General features: G+C 66.0%; 20 protein-coding genes. 6 read left to right on the forward strand and 14 right to left on the reverse strand.

Features of this window, described 5'->3' with window-relative positions:
* Positions 1 to 43: 43 nt before the first annotated feature.
* Positions 44 to 1,495, reverse strand: coding sequence for a siroheme synthase CysG (cysG, locus tag OVA12_RS19895; protein ID WP_268140388.1), 1,452 nt, complete (start codon positions 1,493 to 1,495; stop codon positions 44 to 46).
* Positions 1,496 to 1,714: 219 nt separating this feature from the next.
* On the reverse strand, positions 1,715 to 2,653 hold the full coding sequence (locus OVA12_RS19900; protein ID WP_268140389.1) for a helix-turn-helix domain-containing protein: 939 nt from the start codon (positions 2,651 to 2,653) through the stop codon (positions 1,715 to 1,717).
* Positions 2,654 to 2,932: 279 nt separating this feature from the next.
* Here OVA12_RS19900 and OVA12_RS19905 point away from each other — a divergent pair, with 279 nt between their 5' ends.
* Positions 2,933 to 3,328, forward strand: coding sequence for a hypothetical protein (locus tag OVA12_RS19905; protein WP_268140390.1), 396 nt, complete (start codon positions 2,933 to 2,935; stop codon positions 3,326 to 3,328).
* 210 nt (positions 3,329 to 3,538) lie between these two features.
* Here OVA12_RS19905 and hpaR read toward each other — a convergent pair whose 3' ends face one another.
* Positions 3,539 to 4,081: a homoprotocatechuate degradation operon regulator HpaR gene (gene hpaR / locus OVA12_RS19910; RefSeq protein WP_268141448.1), complete on the reverse strand. Its 543-nt coding sequence runs from the start codon at positions 4,079 to 4,081 to the stop codon at positions 3,539 to 3,541.
* A gap of 293 nt (positions 4,082 to 4,374) precedes the next feature.
* Here hpaR and OVA12_RS19915 point away from each other — a divergent pair, with 293 nt between their 5' ends.
* The 4 genes from OVA12_RS19915 (at position 4,375) to OVA12_RS19930 (ending at position 8,251) form a co-directional block, all read left to right on the forward strand.
* Positions 4,375 to 5,892: an aldehyde dehydrogenase family protein gene (locus OVA12_RS19915; protein ID WP_268140391.1), complete on the forward strand. Its 1,518-nt coding sequence runs from the start codon at positions 4,375 to 4,377 to the stop codon at positions 5,890 to 5,892.
* A gap of 7 nt (positions 5,893 to 5,899) precedes the next feature.
* The gene (locus tag OVA12_RS19920) at positions 5,900 to 7,489 is read left to right on the forward strand and encodes a GMC family oxidoreductase (RefSeq protein ID WP_268140392.1); all 1,590 of its coding nucleotides are present in this window, start codon (positions 5,900 to 5,902) and stop codon (positions 7,487 to 7,489) included.
* A gap of 167 nt (positions 7,490 to 7,656) precedes the next feature.
* Positions 7,657 to 7,947 carry a ribbon-helix-helix domain-containing protein gene (locus OVA12_RS19925; protein WP_268140393.1) on the forward strand — a complete coding sequence of 97 codons (291 nt, stop codon included), beginning with the start codon at positions 7,657 to 7,659 and terminating at the stop codon, positions 7,945 to 7,947.
* Entirely contained in the window at positions 7,928 to 8,251 is a 324-nt protein-coding gene (locus OVA12_RS19930) for a type II toxin-antitoxin system RelE/ParE family toxin (RefSeq protein ID WP_268140394.1), read from the forward strand. Before OVA12_RS19925 ends, OVA12_RS19930 begins: the two co-directional genes overlap by 20 nt.
* An 87-nt stretch (positions 8,252 to 8,338) precedes the next feature.
* On the opposite strand, the gene OVA12_RS19935 is transcribed toward OVA12_RS19930, so the two are convergent.
* From OVA12_RS19935 to OVA12_RS19955, 5 genes are all read right to left on the reverse strand, one after another.
* Positions 8,339 to 9,061 (reverse strand): ABC transporter ATP-binding protein, encoded by a 723-nt coding sequence (locus OVA12_RS19935; RefSeq protein ID WP_268140395.1) that lies wholly within the window; start codon positions 9,059 to 9,061, stop codon positions 8,339 to 8,341.
* Between the two features lie 3 nt (positions 9,062 to 9,064).
* Positions 9,065 to 9,772: an ABC transporter ATP-binding protein gene (locus OVA12_RS19940; protein ID WP_268140396.1), complete on the reverse strand. Its 708-nt coding sequence runs from the start codon at positions 9,770 to 9,772 to the stop codon at positions 9,065 to 9,067.
* Positions 9,769 to 10,878: a branched-chain amino acid ABC transporter permease gene (locus OVA12_RS19945; protein ID WP_268140397.1), complete on the reverse strand. Its 1,110-nt coding sequence runs from the start codon at positions 10,876 to 10,878 to the stop codon at positions 9,769 to 9,771. Before OVA12_RS19945 ends, OVA12_RS19940 begins: the two co-directional genes overlap by 4 nt.
* A complete protein-coding gene (locus OVA12_RS19950) occupies positions 10,875 to 11,741 on the reverse strand; it encodes a branched-chain amino acid ABC transporter permease (protein WP_268140398.1) in 867 nt (288 codons plus the stop codon). The genes OVA12_RS19945 and OVA12_RS19950 overlap by 4 nt, the downstream gene beginning before the upstream one ends.
* A gap of 74 nt (positions 11,742 to 11,815) precedes the next feature.
* Entirely contained in the window at positions 11,816 to 13,066 is a 1,251-nt protein-coding gene (locus tag OVA12_RS19955) for an ABC transporter substrate-binding protein (protein WP_268140399.1), read from the reverse strand.
* Between the two features lie 291 nt (positions 13,067 to 13,357).
* Between OVA12_RS19955 and hpaD the strand changes: the two genes are divergently transcribed.
* Positions 13,358 to 14,209, forward strand: coding sequence for a 3,4-dihydroxyphenylacetate 2,3-dioxygenase (gene hpaD, locus OVA12_RS19960; protein WP_268140400.1), 852 nt, complete (start codon positions 13,358 to 13,360; stop codon positions 14,207 to 14,209).
* Positions 14,210 to 14,281: 72 nt separating this feature from the next.
* On the opposite strand, the gene OVA12_RS19965 is transcribed toward hpaD, so the two are convergent.
* The 6 genes from OVA12_RS19965 to OVA12_RS19990 all read right to left on the reverse strand — a co-directional run bounded on the left by OVA12_RS19965 (position 14,282) and on the right by OVA12_RS19990 (position 18,073).
* Positions 14,282 to 14,671 carry a nuclear transport factor 2 family protein gene (locus tag OVA12_RS19965; RefSeq protein ID WP_268140401.1) on the reverse strand — a complete coding sequence of 130 codons (390 nt, stop codon included), beginning with the start codon at positions 14,669 to 14,671 and terminating at the stop codon, positions 14,282 to 14,284.
* Between the two features lie 21 nt (positions 14,672 to 14,692).
* Entirely contained in the window at positions 14,693 to 15,484 is a 792-nt protein-coding gene (locus tag OVA12_RS19970) for a MoaF C-terminal domain-containing protein (protein WP_268140402.1), read from the reverse strand.
* Positions 15,485 to 15,503: 19 nt separating this feature from the next.
* Positions 15,504 to 16,292: an SDR family NAD(P)-dependent oxidoreductase gene (locus OVA12_RS19975; protein WP_268140403.1), complete on the reverse strand. Its 789-nt coding sequence runs from the start codon at positions 16,290 to 16,292 to the stop codon at positions 15,504 to 15,506.
* 136 nt (positions 16,293 to 16,428) lie between these two features.
* A complete protein-coding gene (locus OVA12_RS19980) occupies positions 16,429 to 16,896 on the reverse strand; it encodes a DUF3429 domain-containing protein (RefSeq protein WP_268140404.1) in 468 nt (155 codons plus the stop codon).
* Positions 16,893 to 17,333 carry a thiol-disulfide oxidoreductase DCC family protein gene (locus tag OVA12_RS19985; RefSeq protein WP_268140405.1) on the reverse strand — a complete coding sequence of 147 codons (441 nt, stop codon included), beginning with the start codon at positions 17,331 to 17,333 and terminating at the stop codon, positions 16,893 to 16,895. The genes OVA12_RS19980 and OVA12_RS19985 overlap by 4 nt, the downstream gene beginning before the upstream one ends.
* Positions 17,330 to 18,073, reverse strand: coding sequence for an SDR family NAD(P)-dependent oxidoreductase (locus OVA12_RS19990; protein ID WP_268140406.1), 744 nt, complete (start codon positions 18,071 to 18,073; stop codon positions 17,330 to 17,332). Before OVA12_RS19990 ends, OVA12_RS19985 begins: the two co-directional genes overlap by 4 nt.
* Positions 18,074 to 18,153 lie beyond the last annotated feature (80 nt).

Genomic DNA, 18,153 nt, shown 5'->3' on the forward strand with positions numbered 1-18,153 from the left:
TCCTCAGGCCGCCCCGCGACGGGCAGCCACTTGTTCTGCGCCCTCAGGCGGCGATGGTGGCCCGCAGGCGCGGAGCAATCGGGGCGGCCTTCGACAGGGCCGCATGAGCGACGGCTTCGCCGATGACGATCAGCGTCGCGCCGGAAATGTCCGCGCGCTCACCGAGCGCCGGCAGATCGGCAAGCGTGCCGGCAAACTGGCGCTCCTCCGGATGGGCGGCATTCTCGATGATGGCGACGGGCGTGGTGCCAGCAAGGCCGGCCTCCATCAGCCGCTGCGACACCGCAGCGGCCACGGTGCGGCCCATGTAGACGGCAACGGTCGCGCCCTTCAGCGCCAGGCCGGCCCAGTCGGGCAGGGTCTCGCTGTCGGCACTGTGGCCGGTGGCAAACACCAGTGTCGAGGCGACCCCGCGCAGGGTCAGCGGGATCTGGGCCGAGGCGGCGGCGGCAAAGGCGGCGGTGACGCCGGGCACAACCTCAAAGCCGATGTCTGCGGCGCGCAGGGCGTCCATTTCCTCGCCCGCCCGGCCGAACACCAGCGGATCGCCGGCCTTCAGGCGCACCACCTTGTGGCCGTCCTGCGCCAGCTCGACCAGCACGGTGTTGATCTGGTCCTGCGGCACGGAATGGGCGCCCTTGCGCTTGCCGACCGAAATGCGCTGCGCATCGCGCCGGCCCATGGCCACCACGGCTTCCGGCACCAGCGCGTCATAGACGATGACATCGGCTTCCTGCAGCAAGCGCTGGGCCCGCAGGGTCAGGAGATCCTCGGCACCGGGGCCGGCACCGACCAGCCAGACGAAACCACTCTCGTCCTGGGCCGCATTCAGCAGGCGCTGTGCTTCCACGCGCGCCACATCCGGGCGGCCGGCATAGAAATTGGTGGCAACGGGGCCGGAGAAGAACTTCGCCCAGAAGCGGCGGCGGGTCGCGCCATCGGTGAGGACACGGGCGGCTGTCTCGCGCAGGCTCTCGGCCAGACGGGCAAGGTCACCGGTCGAGCGCGGCAGCAGGCCCTCGATGCGGGCGCGGATATGCCGGGCGAGCACGGGGCCGACGCCGGTGGACGTGATGGCAACGGCAATCGGGGCGCGGTTGACCAGCGCGCCGGTGTAGAAGTCGCAAAGCTCCGGCTTGTCGACCGCGTTGGCGGGAACGCCGAGAATACGGGCGGCCTCCACGACCGCGCGGTCCAGCCGCTCGTCCTCGCGGGCGGAGAACACCAGCGCCACGCCGTTCAGGTGGCGCGGGCGGAAATCCTCGGCAATGTGATGCGCGCCGACGGCGGCGATGACCTCGGCCAGCTCCGGCTCGATCTCCGCAGACACCACCTCGATGATGGCGTTGGTCTCGCCCAGGAGCCGCACCTTGGCCGCCGCTTCGCCGCCATGTCCAACGACGAGGACCCGCCGGTCCGCCACCTTGTGGAAGGCGGGGAACACGTCGAGGCGCGACAGGCGCTTCAGATCAGTCGTTTCGCTGCGAACGGACATGGCCGCACTCCGGGCGATGAAAAACTATGCTCAAGATACCGGGCGCTTTCGCAAAATACCGGGCATCGTTTTTCAAAGTTCTGAAGCGGGGGAGAAAATGCTCCTGTGTCAGCGAATTTTGCCGGAAATGGCGGGGACACAGAGGTCCACTCCGGGTCCCGCTGTCTGGCAAGCGCAAGTGGGTGGCGGACGGGGAAAGCCCGGCCGCAGATCCGCGTCTTACCCCGCCATCTCGCCGCGCAGCTGGCTGGGGGTGCAGCCGTAGCGCTTGCGGAAGGCGCGGGAGAAGTGGGCGCTGGAGGAGAAGCCGCAAGAATAGGCGACTTCCGAGATCGAGCTGCCGCGGAAGGTCGGATCCGTGAGCCGGGCATGGGCCCGCTCCAGGCGCAGGTCCCAAAGGAAGCTGGCCGGGGTCACGTTCTCGGCCTCGAAGGCGCGGAAGATGTAGCGGCGCGAGCAGCCCATACGCTGGGCGATTTCTTCGACATCGAGATTGGGACGGGCCAGATTGGCCTCGACATAGGCCTTCACCCGGCTCCGCAGGATCTTCAGCGACATGGAATCGCGTTCGTCCTCGGTTTCCTCAGGCAGGATCAGGCTGGTGGCGAGGCGGACAATCGTGTCGCCAACGCGGGCGCGGGCAGTTTCATCGAGCACGGGCGCCTCCGTCATTGCGTTGCGGACAAGGCCGGCAACGATGCGTGAAATTCCGTTCTGTTCGGCCGTGAAGAGATGCGGGCCGGTTAGACGCTGGAGCAGGGCCGCAGAAAAATTGTGCCGGGGCACCTGCAACAGGAACTGTGTGATGCGCGAGACGTTGTTGAGGGCGTAGGGGCGGGTCGGGTCATAAAGCAGCATGGAGCCGGTGCCGACGATCAGGCTCATGCCGCCCTGTTCCATCACCGAACGGCCATCCGCCTGCAGGATCAGCTTGATGGAATCCACGTCATGGGACCGCTGCGCCACCCGCTGACCGCGCACGCCATGCGCCGTCGCGTCGATGCGCGACAGGCGGCAGGGGCCGAAATCGGCAGACTGCAGCGTCGCGGCACGGGTTTCGGTTTCGAAGTCGAGCTGGATGTTTCCGAACAGCCGCCGGGCCAGACCGGGCAGTTCCGGTCCTGACCCGATGTCCATCGGGGCGTGGGTGAAAGCCATGACGTCCTCCCGCCATCTGCCGGTCTGTCGCCCTTTTGGGTGACCGGTCTGGTTCTGCCGTCCGGATCACCTGCGCCAGATGGCGTCAGTCCTCCAGATCCGGGTGCGGCACGGTTCCAGCCAGTGGAACGTCCTAGATAATAAACATATTAAATATCTCATTGGAAGAGGGGTGTGAGATACCTCGAGAAAAATGCTGAACCGGTTGGGGTGGGGACGTCTGGCTGTTGCCGGGCGCTATTGGTAGGCTCTGCCATTCCGATGCAATTGGGGAAACGAATGGAACCGGCCGATACCTTACTGATGCTGCCCGGCGGACAAGCTGTGGCTGACTGGTTCGGGCGGGTGCCTCGTTTTCACGATGCCGAGATTTTTGCGCTTGGCTTCGACATGTCCAGCGGGGCAACCCTGCGCCTGCATGCATGGAACCTGACAGGGGAACGCGACGGCAAGGGCGTCTTCCTAGTAGACAAGAACGCTGTCGTATCCATCCAGTTCGCAGGCGTCCGCGAAGTGAATCTGACCGATCTGAACCTCCTGCCGGCGATTGTTTACGAGCTGTCTGTCAGCAAAGTAGATTACGATTTCCGCGTTGAATGGTCGTCGAGTTACGGTGTTTACGGGTACATCGTTGCGTCAGACGCGCGTTTGGACCTGACGCCAGGCGCGCCCTGAGTCTGGACCGGCGCTTGGTGGCTGTTGAGCTATGCGATGCGGACAAAGAGGGGTGGTAATCTTTCATCGTCGCTCCTGCGCAGGCAGGAACCTAGTAATCGAGGCGTCGTCTGCTGAAATACACAACGCCCACCGGGGATACTGGATCCCTGCCTTCGCAGGGATGACGAGGGGGAGAGACGCGGGACGGCGCGGGGGGCAATGAAAACGTCAGTCTTCGAGGGGCTCGTCGCCCTTGCGCGGCCGGCCGCGGCGGGGGGAGGGGCTGGGGGCGCGGGTGCCGAGGTCGAGGCCGAGGGATTCGGCGATGAGCGGACCGTCGTTCATGACTTCGTCTAGCTCGCGCAGCATGTCCTGCAGGACGGCGAGCCGCTCGGCACCATAGCGGCGCGTGATCTCGGCATAGATGCCTTCCGAGTGCTGGCCGGCCTGGTCGATGAGGATCTGACCGGCCGGGCTGATGGAGATCAGCACGCGGCGCATGTCGTTCTCGTCGGCCATGCGCTGCACAAGATCCCGCTCCTCAAGACCCTTGAGGATGCGCGACAGGCTGGGTGCGAGCAGGCAAGTGGCGTCGGCCAGTTCCAGCACCTCGATTGCGGAGACCGAGGAGAGGGCCCGCAGCACGCGCCATTGCTGCTCGGTGATGCCAAACCGGGCAAGGCTGGGGCGGAACTGGCGCATCACGGCTTCCCGCGCGCGCAGCAGGGACATGGGCAGTGACTTGGAGAAATCACGCAGCCGAACCCGCATGCCGGCGCCCGACAGGGAGACGATGCTCTCGGTCGCCGGCAGACGGCGATGGGTGGGGCGAGAATCTCTTGTCATGTTCACAAATTTTCCAAGTGGCTGATGCCTATCCCGAAAGTGGCCATATGGAAAGCGCCATCGTTCCGGCAATGGGGCAAACCCACATTGACCGGTGGGGCAGTGTCCCTTGCCTGCCTGCGCAAGGTAGGGTGCAGCCGGTTTTGACCCCGCAGCCGGGTCGCTAGGGTGAGCCATCAACAGCGCCCGGCCCTGACGTCCGGGCAGGGAGGACACCCATGACCATCCAGACCGCAACGCCGATCGCCGCCTCGCAGATGAGTGAGGATGCTGCCCGGTTTCTCAACGGACCGCATCGCGCCTTCATCAAGGGGGTATTCACCGACGAGGGGGCCGGCGAGGCCATTGCCGTGCATGATCCGGCAACTGGGCGGGTGATCGCCGAGGTGCCGGAATACGGCGCCGCCGGTGTCGAGGCGGCGGTCGTTGCCGCGCGCGCCGCCCTGGAGGGGCCGTGGTCGCGGATGCGCCCGGCGGACCGGGAGAAGCTGCTCCTCGATCTTGCCACTGCCATCGAGGCGGACGGGGCGCTGCTGGCGGAGCTGGAGACGCTGGAAAACGGCAAGTCGATCGGCATCGCGCGCGGTCTCAGCGTCGGCGGGTCGGTGGAGTGGCTGCGCTATTTTGCCGGCTGGGCCACCAAGATCGAGGGATCGAGCTATGACACCTCCATCGCCGTGCCGCCGGGAAGCCACCATTTCTCGGCCACCATCAAGGAGCCGGTGGGCGTGGTGGCGGCGATCGTGCCCTGGAACTTCCCGCTGCTCATGGGCATCTGGAAGATTGCCCCGGCGCTTGCCTGCGGCTGCACCGTGATCCTGAAGCCGGCCGAGGAAACGCCGCTGACGGCGCTGCGGCTGGCCGAGATTGCCGCCCGCGTCGGCCTGCCGGAGGGCGTGCTCAACATCATCACCGGACGGGGATCGGTGACGGGCGCGGCGCTGACGTCGCATCCCGGCGTGGACAAGATCACCTTCACCGGCTCGACCGAAGTCGGCCAGATGATCGGCCGCAAGGCGCTCGACACCATGACCCGCTTCACGCTGGAGCTGGGCGGCAAGTCGCCGATGATCATCTGCGCCGATGCCGATCAGGGCCAGGAACCGCTGATGGCGGGGCTCGGCATGTTCTTCAATCAGGGTCAGGTCTGCACCTCGGCCTCGCGGCTGCTGATCGAGAAATCGGTCTATGACAGGACGCTGGAAGCACTGGCCGGGGTGGCCGACAGCATGACCATGGGCTCGGGCCTTGATCCGAATGCCCAGATCAATCCGCTGGTCTCCGCCCGCCACCGCAACCGGGTGAACGGCTTCATCGAGCGGGCCGAGGCGGCAGGCGCCCGGCGCATCTGCGGCGCGCGGACCTTGCCGGACGGCGGCTATTTCGTGGCCCCGACCATCTTCGACGGCGTGAGCTCTGAGATGGAAATCGTGCAGGAGGAAGTGTTTGGCCCGGTGGTGGCGGCGATGCCCTTCACCGATCTGGACGAGGCGATCCGGCTGGCCAATGACAGCCGCTATGGCCTGGCCGCCTCGATCTGGACGCGCGACCTCAACAAGGCCTTCCACGCCAGCCGCGCCCTGAAGGCCGGCACGGTGTGGGTCAACAGCCACAACACCGTCGACGCCAACGCCCCCTTCGGTGGCTACAAGCAGTCCGGCATTGGCCGCGAGCACGGCCGGGCGGCGCTGGACGCCTATCTGGAATCCAAGACCGTGATCATCCGGTATTCGTGAGACAGCCATGACAGAAACCTTCGACTACGTCGTCATCGGGGCCGGATCGGCCGGGTCTGCCGTGGCGCACAGGCTGGTCAATGCCGGCAAGACCGTGCTGCTGCTGGAAGCGGGTCCGGCGGACAATTCGATGTTCGTGCATATTCCGGCGACCTTCGTGCGGGTCATCGGCACGGCGCGGACCTGGCTGTACCAGTCCGAGCCTCAGCCGCATGCTGAGGGCCGCGTCATGCATATCCCGCAGGGGCGCACGCTCGGTGGTGGCTCCTCGGTCAACGCGATGATCTACATCCGCGGCCAGCGGCAGGACTATGACACCTGGGCCGCCATGGGCGCGCGTGGTTGGGCCTATGCCGATGTGCTGCCGTATTTCCGGCGGGCGGAGAACAACCAGCGCCTGTCCAATGCCTGGCACGGGGCGGACGGGCCGCAAAGCGTCAACGACCCGCGCCACCGGCATCCGTTGAGCCTCGCCTTCGTCAAGGCGGCGCAGGAGGCGGGCCACGCCTACAATGACGACTTCAACGGCGCGGAACAGGCCGGGACCGGCTTTTACCAGTCAACCACCGGCAACGGGCAGCGCGCCTCGACGGCGGTCGCCTATCTGAAGCCGCTGAGGGGCAACTCGAAGCTGGTGGTGCGCACGGGCTGTGCCGTGTCGCGGCTGATCATCGAGAATGGCGCGGCGACCGGGCTCAGTTACCGCCGCGAGGACGGCAGCGAGCACACCGTGCATGCGCGGGCGGAAGTGGTGCTGTCGGCCGGGGCGCTGGCGACGCCGAAGCTGATGATGCTGTCGGGATTGGGGTCGGCAGCAGAGCTGGAACCGCTCGGCATCCCGGTGCTGCGCGATCTGCCGGGCGTCGGCAAGAACTTCCAGGACCATCTGGAGGTGTCGGTCTATGCCAGGGCGAAGGATCCGATCAGCCTGCTCGGCGCGGACCGGGGCCTGAAGGCGATCCGGCATGGCCTGCAGTATTTCATGACCAGGTCCGGGCTGCTGACCTCGAATGTGGTGGAATGCGGCGGGTTCTTCGACACGAGCGGTTCGGGCCGGCCGGATATCCAGTTCCATGTCATCCCGACGCTGATGGGCGACGTGGGGCGCGAGCCGCTGGCCGGGCACGGCATGTCGCTGAACCCCTGTTTCCTGAGGCCGAAGTCGCGCGGCACGGTGAAGCTGCGCTCGGCCGACCCGAACGAGCCGATCCTGCTCGACCCGAAGTTCCTTGCCGAACAGGACGACGTGGACACGCTGGTACGCGGGGTGAAGCTGGCCCGCCGCATCCTGCGCCAGCCCTCGCTGCAGAAGCTGATCGAGCGCGAGCTGCTGCCGTCCGAAGCGGAGACGCTGAGCGACGCGCAGATCGAGGACCATGTCCGCCGCTATGCCAAGACGGTCTATCATCCCTCCGGCACCTGCCGCATGGGCGAGGACGACGAGGCGGTGGTCGACAGCCAGCTGCGGGTGCGCGGCATCGGCCGGCTTCGCATCGCCGATGCCTCGGTGATGCCGACGCTGGTCAGCGGCAACACCAACGCCCCCTCGATCATGATCGGCGAACGCTGCGCAGACTTCCTGCTCGGACGGGGATAGCGCAGGGTCGCGATGGCCGAAAAAAAACGCCGCCACGGGGTCGCCGGGGCGGCGTTTGAGCTTACACGCGACCACACTTGAACTGATGCATCAGGAAGGAACAAAACAGGGATGGGCTTGGTCCAGGTAGGATTTGATGCTACCGTTTGGCCCAAAGGAGATCTGCCATGCAGAATGCCGAGAAGATCAGCGTCACCATGACACCAGAGATGTTGCAGGTCATTCGTGCCAGCGTGGCATCGGGCGAGTATGCGTCGACGAGCGAGGCCCTGCGTGATGCCGTGCGGATCTGGCAGCGTGAGCGCGAGGAACGCACTGAGCGTCTGGAAGCAATCCGCATCCGTGTGCGGACCTCTGTCGAGGATCCGCGCCCGGCTCTCGACGCGGCAGAAGTTGAGAGGCGATTGCAGGCGCTTCACGCGGACACCGTAAAGGCGCATGGCAGTGAAGGCCTTTAGTGTCATTTTTCTGGAATCTGCGACAGCGGACATCCTGGACGTGTACCGCTGGGTTTATGACGTCAGCCGTGATCCCGCCACGGCAGAGCGCTTCACCGCGCGCCTGATGGCCTCATGTCGGCGCATTGGAGATGCCCCGTATGGCGGTCGCCAGCGCGATGACCTGTTTCAAGGTTTGCGGATCATGCCGTTCGAAAAACGGGCAGTCATTGCATATCTCATCGATGGAGACACGGTTGTAATCACCAATGTGTTCTACGGTGGGCGAGACTACGAGAGTCTGTTGCGAGATGGCGGTGAATAAAAATTCTATCTTCTCAACGTTCATCGAGTTTAGCTGACCGCAGACCTTCGCGTCAGCCTGTCATTTCTTTTGGTATTTCGAGCTTTCCTACTGCCCCTTGCCGCCGGCGAGGTAGGCGCTGTGCAGGATGTCGGGGCGGGCGGAGAGGTCGGCGGCGGTGCCGGAGAAGACCAGGTTGCCGCGTTCCATCACCATGGCCTGACGTGAGAGGGCAAGGGCGAGGGTGGTGAACTGCTCGATCAGCAACACGCCCGTGCCTTTGGCGGCGATCTCGGTCAGGGTGCCGGCAAGGCGCTTGACTATGGCCGGGGCAAGGCCCAACGAGAGTTCGTCGATGAGCAGGAAGCGTGGCTTGGCGATGAGGGCCTGACCCATGGCGACCATCTGCTTCTGGCCGCCGGAAAGCGAGCCGCCGCGCACTTCCAGCCGCTGCACCAGCTCGGGGAAGAGGGCGAGCACCTCCTCGATGGCGCTGGAGAGGGCTGCAGGCGTCAGCATCGATCCGGCCGCGCGCAGGTTGTCGATGACGGTGAGGCTGGTCAGTACCCGGTGGCCTTCGGGCACAATGGCAATGCCGGCGCGGCGGACGCTGTCGGGGGAGCGGCCGTCGATGCGCTCGCCGTCCAGCAGGATGCGGCCGGCGGTGAGTGGCAGGACCCCGGCCATGGCGCCGACGAGGCTGGACTTGCCGGCGCCGTTGGCGCCGACGAGGGCGGTGATCTCGCCGGCCGTGATGGTGAGGTCAATGCCATGCAGCACGCGCTTGCCGCCGCGATGGAGGACGAGGCCGGAGACGTCGATAGTGCTCATGGCTCAGGCAGCTCCGAGATAGGCGCGGTGGACGACAGGATCATCGAGGACGCTGCGGGTGGGGCCGAGGGCGAGGCGCTTGCCGAAATCCAGCACCAGCGTTTCGCCGCAGGTGGCGGAAATCAGGTCGACGTCGTGGTCGATCAGCAGCACCGTGGCGCCGAAGGCCTTGGGAATGCCGAGGATGCACTGGCGCAGGCGCAGCGCTTCGGCCTCGTCGAGACCGGCGCCGGGCTCGTCCATCAGGATGAGACGCGGACCGCCGACCAGGGCGCGTGCGATCTCGACCATGCGCCGCTCATAGAGATTGAGCGCGGCCCCCATCACCTGGGCGCGGGGGCCGAGGCCGGTGAAGGCGAGGGCGCGTTCGACATCATCGCCGATGGTAGCGCCCTTGAGGCCGATGTGGTCGGCCAGCGCGAGGACATTGTCCCAGGCGGAGAGGTCATCGGCGACTTGCTCGGTCTGGAACGTGCGGCGCAGCCCGGCCTGGACGCGGCGGGTTGGCGACAGCGGCAGGAGATCACGGCCGTCCAGCTCGATGGAGCCGGTGACGGGGGTGATGAAGCCGGAGAATACATTCAGCAGCGTGGTCTTGCCGGCACCGTTGGGGCCGACGAGGCCGATAATCGGCTGGGTCAGTTCTGCCGAAAGGCCATCCAGCGGGCGCACCGCGCCGAACTGGACCGTGAGATTTTCGATGCGGATCATGGGCGTCTTTCCCCGGTCTCGGCGGCCAGCTTGTCGGAGGCCGGAGCTTCCTGTTGCGCTGGCGATGGGGTGCTTTCGCTGGCGATCAGGCCGGTCAGCCATTGGCCAAGGCCTGCAATCTGGCCGGCGATCCCTGTCGGGGCAGTGACAAGGGCGTGCAGAAGCGCGGCGCCAAAGATGACCATGGCGAGATAGCCATCAACGCCGTGGTCAGTCAGCAGGGACGGGACGGCGCGCAGGAGCAGCCCGGCGATGACGGCACCGAACCAGTTATAGGCCCCGCCGACCACGGTGAGGGCGAAGAGATTGAGCGATTCAGCTGCCGAGAAGGCGCGGCCGTCGAGCTGGCCAACGCCGGCTGCCAGCACACCGCCGGCAAGACCGGCCAGGAAACCGGCCAGCGCGAAGGCCCAGGCCTTGTAGAGCAGCAGGTTGACGCCGGCCGACAGGGCCGTGGTTTCGCCGGCGCGGATCATGGCCCAGGAGCGGCCGGGCTTAGTCCGCCGGTGCAGTTCGATGAGCATCAGGCCGAGGGCCAGCACGCCGACCGCGTAGAGGAAATAGGCCTCGTTACCGGTGGCAAGCAGGGGGCGCGGCAGCATCAGGCGCTGGCTGGCATCGGCGCGGCCGAAAAAGCCCGAACCGCCGTCCGGAAAGCCGAAGGCATTGATGATGACCTGGAAGCCGCCGGCCAGCATCAGCGTGACCAGAGCGAGATAGAGCCCCTTGAGACGCAGCGCCGGAAGGCCGCAGAGCACGCCGACGAGAGATGCCGCAATGCCGCCAGAGAGCAGCGACAGCTCGAACGGCCAGCCGAAGGCAAAGCCGGTGCGCAGCGTGACCCAGCCACCGACGCCGATCAGGCTGAACTGGCACAGGGAGACGAGCCCGAGCTGGCCGTAGAGAAGCGCAACGCCGGCAGCAGCGAGCGCCAGCGCGGCAGCGGAGGTCAGCGTCGAGATCCAGTAGGCGTTGGCGGCGAGCGAGACGAGCACAGCGCCGGCCATCAGCAGCAGCGGAATGGTGACGAGAGTGCGGTAGCGGCCAAGGCCGGGACGTTCGACGGTCAGATGGGCCGGCTCACCGGGCAGGGAAGGAGAAGTCATCGGCGGTCCATGGTCAGGAGGCTGGCGCGCATGGTGGCGACGGCCACGAGCGCGATGACGAAGGGAGCGGCTGTGCGATAGGGCGCAAGCATGGGCACGGCGGTGAGGCACGCCTCGGTAACGCCGATGGCGATGCCGGCGATGGCGGTGGCCGGAAGCGAGCGGAGCTGGCCCAGAATGGCGGCGGCAATGGCAGGCACGACCAGGAAGGTCAGCTGCATGCCCTGGAGGCGGACAAGATTGGCCAGCAGCAACCCGCAAATGCCGGCAAAGACGCCGGAAATGCCCCAGGCGAAGGCCTCGAGCTGGACCACGCGAATGCCGAGAATGGCGGAAAGGTCACGGTCATCGGCAAGCGAGCGCAGATAGAGACCGATGCGGGTGCGGGCGAGCAACAGGCTGATGGCCGCCACCATGGCAAGGGCCAGCGCAAGGGCGATGATGCGCGTCATGTTGAGGCGTGCGCCGAAGAGCGCGATGGAGGTCTTGTCGGTCGGCAGGTTGAGCCGGCGCGGCACCTCGCCCCAGTACCAGCCGATGAAGCCAAGCAGGACGAGGGCAAAGCCGAGCGTGCCGACGGAACGCACGACGGGATCACGGAAGGCCAGACGCGGCGCGATCAGGCGGCCGTAGGCATAGGATCCGGCGGCAGCGACAAAGATGGCAGCCAGCCAGGCCAGCGCATCGGCATGGCCGAGTTCGATCAGGTTCCAGGCAACGAAGGCGCCAAGTGCGCCCAGCGCACCAAAGGCAAAGTTGATGACACCGGTTGCCCGGTAGAGAACCACGAGGCCGACACCCGACAGGGCGTAGACCGCCCCGATGCCGAGACCCGACACGACGAAGGCAAGGAGGATGGACATGCAAAAGCCGACCGCGTTTCAGGACAAAAAGCGCCCGGGCGGACCGTGGTTCGCCCGGGCAGGGGAGGAGAGGTTCAGCGAAGCGTGGCTTCGAAGGCGCGGATGTCGGTGAGTTCCGGGTCGTTGACCGCAGCGCATTCAGACACGGTCTTCCACTTGCCGTTGTCGGTGATGGAGTTGCGCAGGGTGTTGTTGGCGTTGTGCCGCGACAGTTCTGCGCCGTAGTACCAGGGGGCGCAGAGGATATCGCTCTCGAACTTCTTCACCTCGCTGAGTGCCGTGGCAACGCTGTCACGCTCGATCTTGGCCGGATCCAGCTTCAGCATGGCCTCGGTGGCAAGGCGGGCGGAGAGATAGCCAGCCTGGGCGAAGGTGTCGCGCGGGACATCCTTGCCGGCATAGGCATCCATGACGGCGCGCCAGTTCATGTTGTCCGGGGTCTGGGCTTCCAGCGGCTGGAACTCCATGTTGACGACGAACTTGCCATCCCAGGCAGCGCCGAGCGCGCCAGGAACGTCGAGGCTGTAGCCCGAGGCGGCCGAGCCGAACTTGATGGTCTCGTTGAGGCCCTGTTCTTCAGCTGCCACCAGCACCGGCAGCATGACGCCCTTCGGCAGGCTGAGGATGATCGCATCCGGGCTCATGCTGGCGGCCTGCAGCACGACCGAGGTGGCATCCGATGAGCCCGGGTCAATCAGGATGGTGGAGGATTCCGCACCATTCTCGTTGGCCCAGACCGTCACGCCATCACATGCCCATGCACCCACATTGGGGATGTTCGGGGCGATGCAGACGAACTTCTTGGCGCCCGAGGTCTTGTTGATGTGCTCGGCAACCGCCAGCGTCGACAGGCGCGGGCCGGAGTTGAGCGGGGCGTAGGTCCAGGCGGTGAAGCACTCGCGCGGCACGCCGACGCCGGCGATGGCGATGACGCCCTTCTCGGCATAGGTGTTGGCGTTGGCGGCGCATTCAACGAAGCTGGAGTTGCCGACCATGGCAACGACCTTCTGGTCATCGACCAGCTTGGCGGCGAGCTGGGCAGCCACTTCCGGGTTCCACTGGTCGTCGCCGATGATGTAGTTCACCGGACGGCCGTTGATGCCGCCGTTGGCGTTGACGCAGTCGAAATAGGCCTTGGCGGCCTGGGCCGAGGCGCTGAAGTCGTCCGGGCCGGTCTTGGAGACGATGGCGCCGATGTTGATCGGCGTGCCGGTGGCTGCCTGGCCGTTGGCAAGGCCGCATTTGGGTGCGTCAGCGGCCGAGGCAACGCCTGCGGAAAGAGCGAACACGGCGGTTGCCGCGCCTGCCAGGATCAGATGTTTCATGATGGTTTCCTCCCAGTATGAGGACGCAGGCAACCGGTCACTGTCCGGCCTGTCTTCCGGGCAGTGAGGTAACCGGTTTTCCGGGGCTTTCCGGTGTCGCGTCCTGTTGCCCTGATCCTAGCCGAGCCTGCGATTCCGGCCATCCCATGCCCTTGATCGGCCACGCACTCGGGCTTGACCGAGGGCGGCAAGGCGCAGAAATCCGGGCTTTGTGTTGATCCACATCAAGGCCGGTTCATTATTTAACATGTTTATTAAATGCATTGCCGCACCAACCGGGAGGATCCGCACATGGGCAAGATTTCACTCGCCGCCAAGGTCACACACGTTCCTTCGATGTTCCTGTCGGAGTTGCCGGGGCAGCATCATGGCTGCCGTCAGTCCGCCATCGACGGGCTGATCGAGATCCGCCGCCGCTGCGAGGCAGACGGGGTGGATACACTGGTGATCTTCGACACCCACTGGCTGGTGAACAGCGGGTTCCACATCAATGCGTCGGCCCGCTACCAGGGCATCTACACCTCGAACGAGTTCCCGCAGTTCATCCAGAACCTCACCTACGATTATGCCGGTGCGCCGGAGCTGGGCGATGCGGTGGCGCAGATCGCAAGGGGCAAGGGCGTGCGCATCGAGGCGCATCACGTTGATACGCTTGAATTGGAATACGGCACGCTGGTGCCGCTCAAATACATCAACCCGGACCACCGGATGAAGGTCCTGTCGATCGCCGCCTGGTGCCCATGGCACGAACTGGAGGACAGCCGCCGGATCGGCGAGGCCGTGCGTGAGGCCATCGCGGCAAGCGGCTGCAACGCCGCCGTGCTTGCCTCCGGCTCGCTGTCGCACCGCATCCACGACAACAACGAGGCCCAGGCCGGGATCCACACGATCTCGAACGAGTTCTATCGGCAGGTCGACAAGCGGGTGCTGGACCTGTGGACGCAAGGGCGGTTCGAGGAATTCACGGCGATGCTGCCGGAATACGCCCGTGCCTGCCACGGCGAAGGGCTGATGCATGACACGGCGATGCTGATGGGCCTGCTCGGCTGGGACAAGTACACCGGCAAGGCCGAGATCCTGACCGACTACTTCACCTCATCGGGCACCGGCCAGGTGAATGCCGTGTTCCCGCTGGCCGCGTGAGGGGCTGGGCCTGAAAAGAAAAAGGCCGGAGCGGAGGAGCGCCCCGGCCTTCATTGCGTCAGACGACTGCACTCAGCTCATGCACTCGGCGACGCGAAGCGTGTCGGTGAACTGCTCGAAGCGGACGACCTTGCCGTTTTCCACGTCCCAGACATGGGTGACGCGGGCATGGAACGGCTTGCCGGTTGCCTTGTAGGTGCCGGTGTAGTCGCCGATGCCGACGACCGAGGAACCGGCGTCGAGCAGGCGTTCGAGGCGGAAGGTGTAGCCGTCGAACTCGGCACCGAGCCGCATGAAGACCTCGCGGATGATCGCCTCGCGCCCCACATGGGTGCCGCGGCAGGGGAAGCCATCCATTTCGGTCCAGGCGGCATCAGGGGCAAGATCGGCCACCATGCCTTCGAGATCGCCGCGGTCGGAGGCGGCGTAGTGGTCCTTGATGATCTGATAGGGTGTGCGCATGGGTCTTTCTCGTGGGTTCGCTCAGACCGGGGCTTCGCCCGGGCGGTACAGGGTCATGGAGGCCTTGGAGATGTGTGCGCCGGCCTTGTTGTTGGCGAGCTTGCCGTCGCCGGTGATGCCGAGGAACTTGCCCGTCGAGCGCAGGGTGGCGAAGTTGTAGAAGAACACCGAGGCGACCGGGATCTTGAACTCGCGGAAGGTGAAGACGTACTGGTCTTCGGCGAACTTGAAGGTGGTGGTCAGGTCGACGTCACCATGGCCGCGCTGCACGCCCTTCAGGCACTGCCAGCAATAGCGCTGCGACGACAGGTAGGTGTGCTCGTAGACGTGGTTGGGGCTGTAGGTGAAATGGGCGCGCAGGCCGATGAGGTCGCGCGTCTCGGCCGGCACGAGGCCGGTGGCCGGCTGGCCGTCGTCGATGACGCCGACACGGAAGATCTGGGAGACCTGCGGCTCGCCGACGGTTTCCTCCGGCTTGCGCACGATGCAGCGCACCGACAGGACGCGGCGGGTGACGAGGTTGAGGATCAGCGTCTCGGCTTCGGTCGGCAGGGCAGCGAAGGCGATGTCGATGAAATAGGTGTTCTCGGCCACTTCCACCACATCGGCGGCCTCGGCGCCGGCCAGGCTGCCCTCGCGCCAGGCGAGCGTGTCACCGTCTGTGAACGCGAGATCAAGCCGGCGGCCATCATCAAAGGCGACGGCGAAGGACTTGCCCTTGAGGGCCTGGCTGGCAGGCAGGCGGTTTGTGTCGATGCCGAAGGCGAACTGGTCGTAGGTCTTCCAGTCCTTCGGGGTCTGCTGTGCGGTCATTCTATCCTCCCGTAAAATTTCAGCTGACAAAGGCCAGCGTCGGCAGATCCACCGTGGACGCCCCGCCGTCCACGGTGACGATTGCGCCATTGACCATCGATGCTTCGGGGCTGGCGAGGAAACAGACCACGTTGGAGACTTCCTCCGGCGTGGCAGGACGGTTGATCGGCACGTCGCGGGTGACGAGGGCATAGGCCTCGGCCGGTCCACTGAGGCCGTCGCGGTCAATGAGGACCTGCATCTGCTCGTCGGCCATGGCGGTGCTGACCCAGCCCGGGCAGACGGTGTTGGTGCGCACGCCCTTGCGGCCATAGTCACGCGCCAGCGACTTGGCGAGGCCGATGCAGCCATGCTTCATCGTGACGTAGCCGATGGCGTCGGGACCCGAGAACAGCCCGGCGATGGACGAGACAACGACGATCGCTCCCTTAGCCTCGATGAGGGCCGGCAGGCAGGCGCGGGCGCTCACAAACGCGGTGTCGAGGTTGGAGCGGGTGGCCAGCGCCCAGGTCTCGTCGCTCATGGAGACGGTGGGGCCAACGCCATGGCCACCTGCGTTGGCGATAAGCAGGTCAAGGCTGCCGTGGGCTTCGAGCGTGGCGGCTACGGCCTTGGCCATGGCGGCGCCATCGGCGGCGTCAGCGGCGATCACCAGCGCGCCGGTTTCCTCCGCCACTGCCATCAGCGGCTCCTTGCGGCGGCCGACGAGGACGACCTTGCCGCCCTCCGATGAAATGCGGCGCGCGACGGCCGCGCCGATGCCGGTTCCGCCTCCGGTGATGAGGGCGGTCTTGCCTGAAAAACGCATCTGAAGAAATCCTCCCGATTGGATGACGGCAAGCATCGGGGAGGGCGCGATTCCTGTCTCGCCCACCGGGGAACCGGCGATTGACTGGCGATGAACAGGTTGCGAAACCGGGATCACCCGGTTTCTATAGTTGAAATCACGGCAGGAATGCCGCTCCAGCGAGAAGCAGCGCCGTGACCACCAGCGTCAAGGGAATGCGCAGGCGCGGATACCAGGCGGGCACCTCGGACAGGCGCGCGGCACGCAGATCCACCGCCAGCATGGCGAGGAAACCGCCGGCAAGAACCGGCAGCGCGAGCCCATGCGGCAGCAGGAGCGCCAGCCAGCCGACGAGCGAGGGAAGCACGCTGAGGCTGAGCCGAAGCGTCAGGCCGGGCTGGGACGGGCCAGTCACGGCGGCGCCCCAGTGGACACCGCCGAGGAACGACAGGATCACTGCGCCATAGGCGGTAAGGGCGGTGGCCGCAAGGCCGGGACTGACCAGCGACAGCCCGGCTGACGGAACAACCAAAACAAGGGCAGCCGCCGCGAAGGGCAGGACGCCGGCTGCGCCAAGCCAGACGGCCGGCGCGGGAACTGCCGGGGAGGAGGGATCGGTTGTCATGGGTGCGGACCTGGGGGTGGGGGTGGGGACACGGCATCTCCGCCGCAGCCGCAGGCCTCGCCTCCCGCAACCGCCCTGCGGCGGTACCGGGCAAGCAATCTGGCACGGAGCGGCAGGAACAGACGGTAGGCCAGTTCGCCAAGGGCGGTGACCGGCGGCAGGGACGCCAGCCGGCCAAAAAGGGCGAAGCCCGGCAGCGCGCGCCAGAGTGCGGCAAAGCCTGCTGCACCGGACACCAGCGTGCCATCGGGACGGCGGACATGGAACCGGGCGAGTGCGGCGGCCCGGTCAAGATCCTGCGGCATGTCGGGCGTCGCCGCGACATCGACCCAGGCGATGGCATCCGCGCCCCGGCACCGCTGGTAGTAGCCGATCTCGCGCGAGCACAGCGGGCAGGCGCCGTCGAAATAGACCGTAAGAGCGGGCCCTGTGCTCACCAGACGATCTCCTTGCCTTCGGCATCATGGAAACTGCCGGTGTGCTGGCCATTCAGGGCATCGACGACGGCGAGCAGCTTTGCCGCAGCCTCCTCGGGCGGGCGGACGTTGAGGCCCGCCTTGGCGAAAGGATCCGACAGGCGGCTGGTGACCGTGCCCGGATGCAGCACGACGCAGGCGGCGTCAGGACGCTTGCGGGCCAGTTCGATCGCCGCCGAATGCACAAGCTGGTTCAGGGCCGCCTTGGCGGCGCGGTAGCTGTACCAGCCGCCGAGATGATTGTCGCCGATGCTGCCGACCCGGGCCGAAAGGGTGGCAAAGACCGATTTCCCATCACCGGCCAGCAGTGGCAGCAGATGCTTCATCAAGAGGGCCGGACCGATGGCATTGATGGCGAAGGACCGGGCCATCGCAGCCGGATCGAGTGTGCGCCAGGATTTTTCCGGCTGGATGTCCCCGTCATGCAGCATGCCGGTGGCGTTGAAGACCAGGCGGAGAGGTTGTCCAGTTGCCGCAATATGGGCAGCGGCCTTGGCTATCGAGGCTTCGTCGGTGAGGTCGAGGAAACTCTCGCCCGAAGTGCTGCGGGCAAATCGCAAGACGCTGGAAAAGCGGCCGCTGGCCTCGGCCTGGCGGGCGACTTCAGATCCGATAGCGCCGCTTGCCCCGATGATGACCGCAAGGCCACCGTCCGGGAACGAGGTGAGCTGAGGACTGGAGCGGGTGAGGTCAAGGGGCATGGTCGGGTCCGGGCTGGTCATGCTCGTCTTACGCAGGCGACCTCATGCTGGTTCAGGCCGCTGCCAAGTGCTGCCCTGCG

Origin of the sequence: Pannonibacter sp. SL95 (genome assembly GCF_026672425.1) — a bacterium.
Lineage (GTDB): Bacteria > Pseudomonadota > Alphaproteobacteria > Rhizobiales > Stappiaceae > Pannonibacter.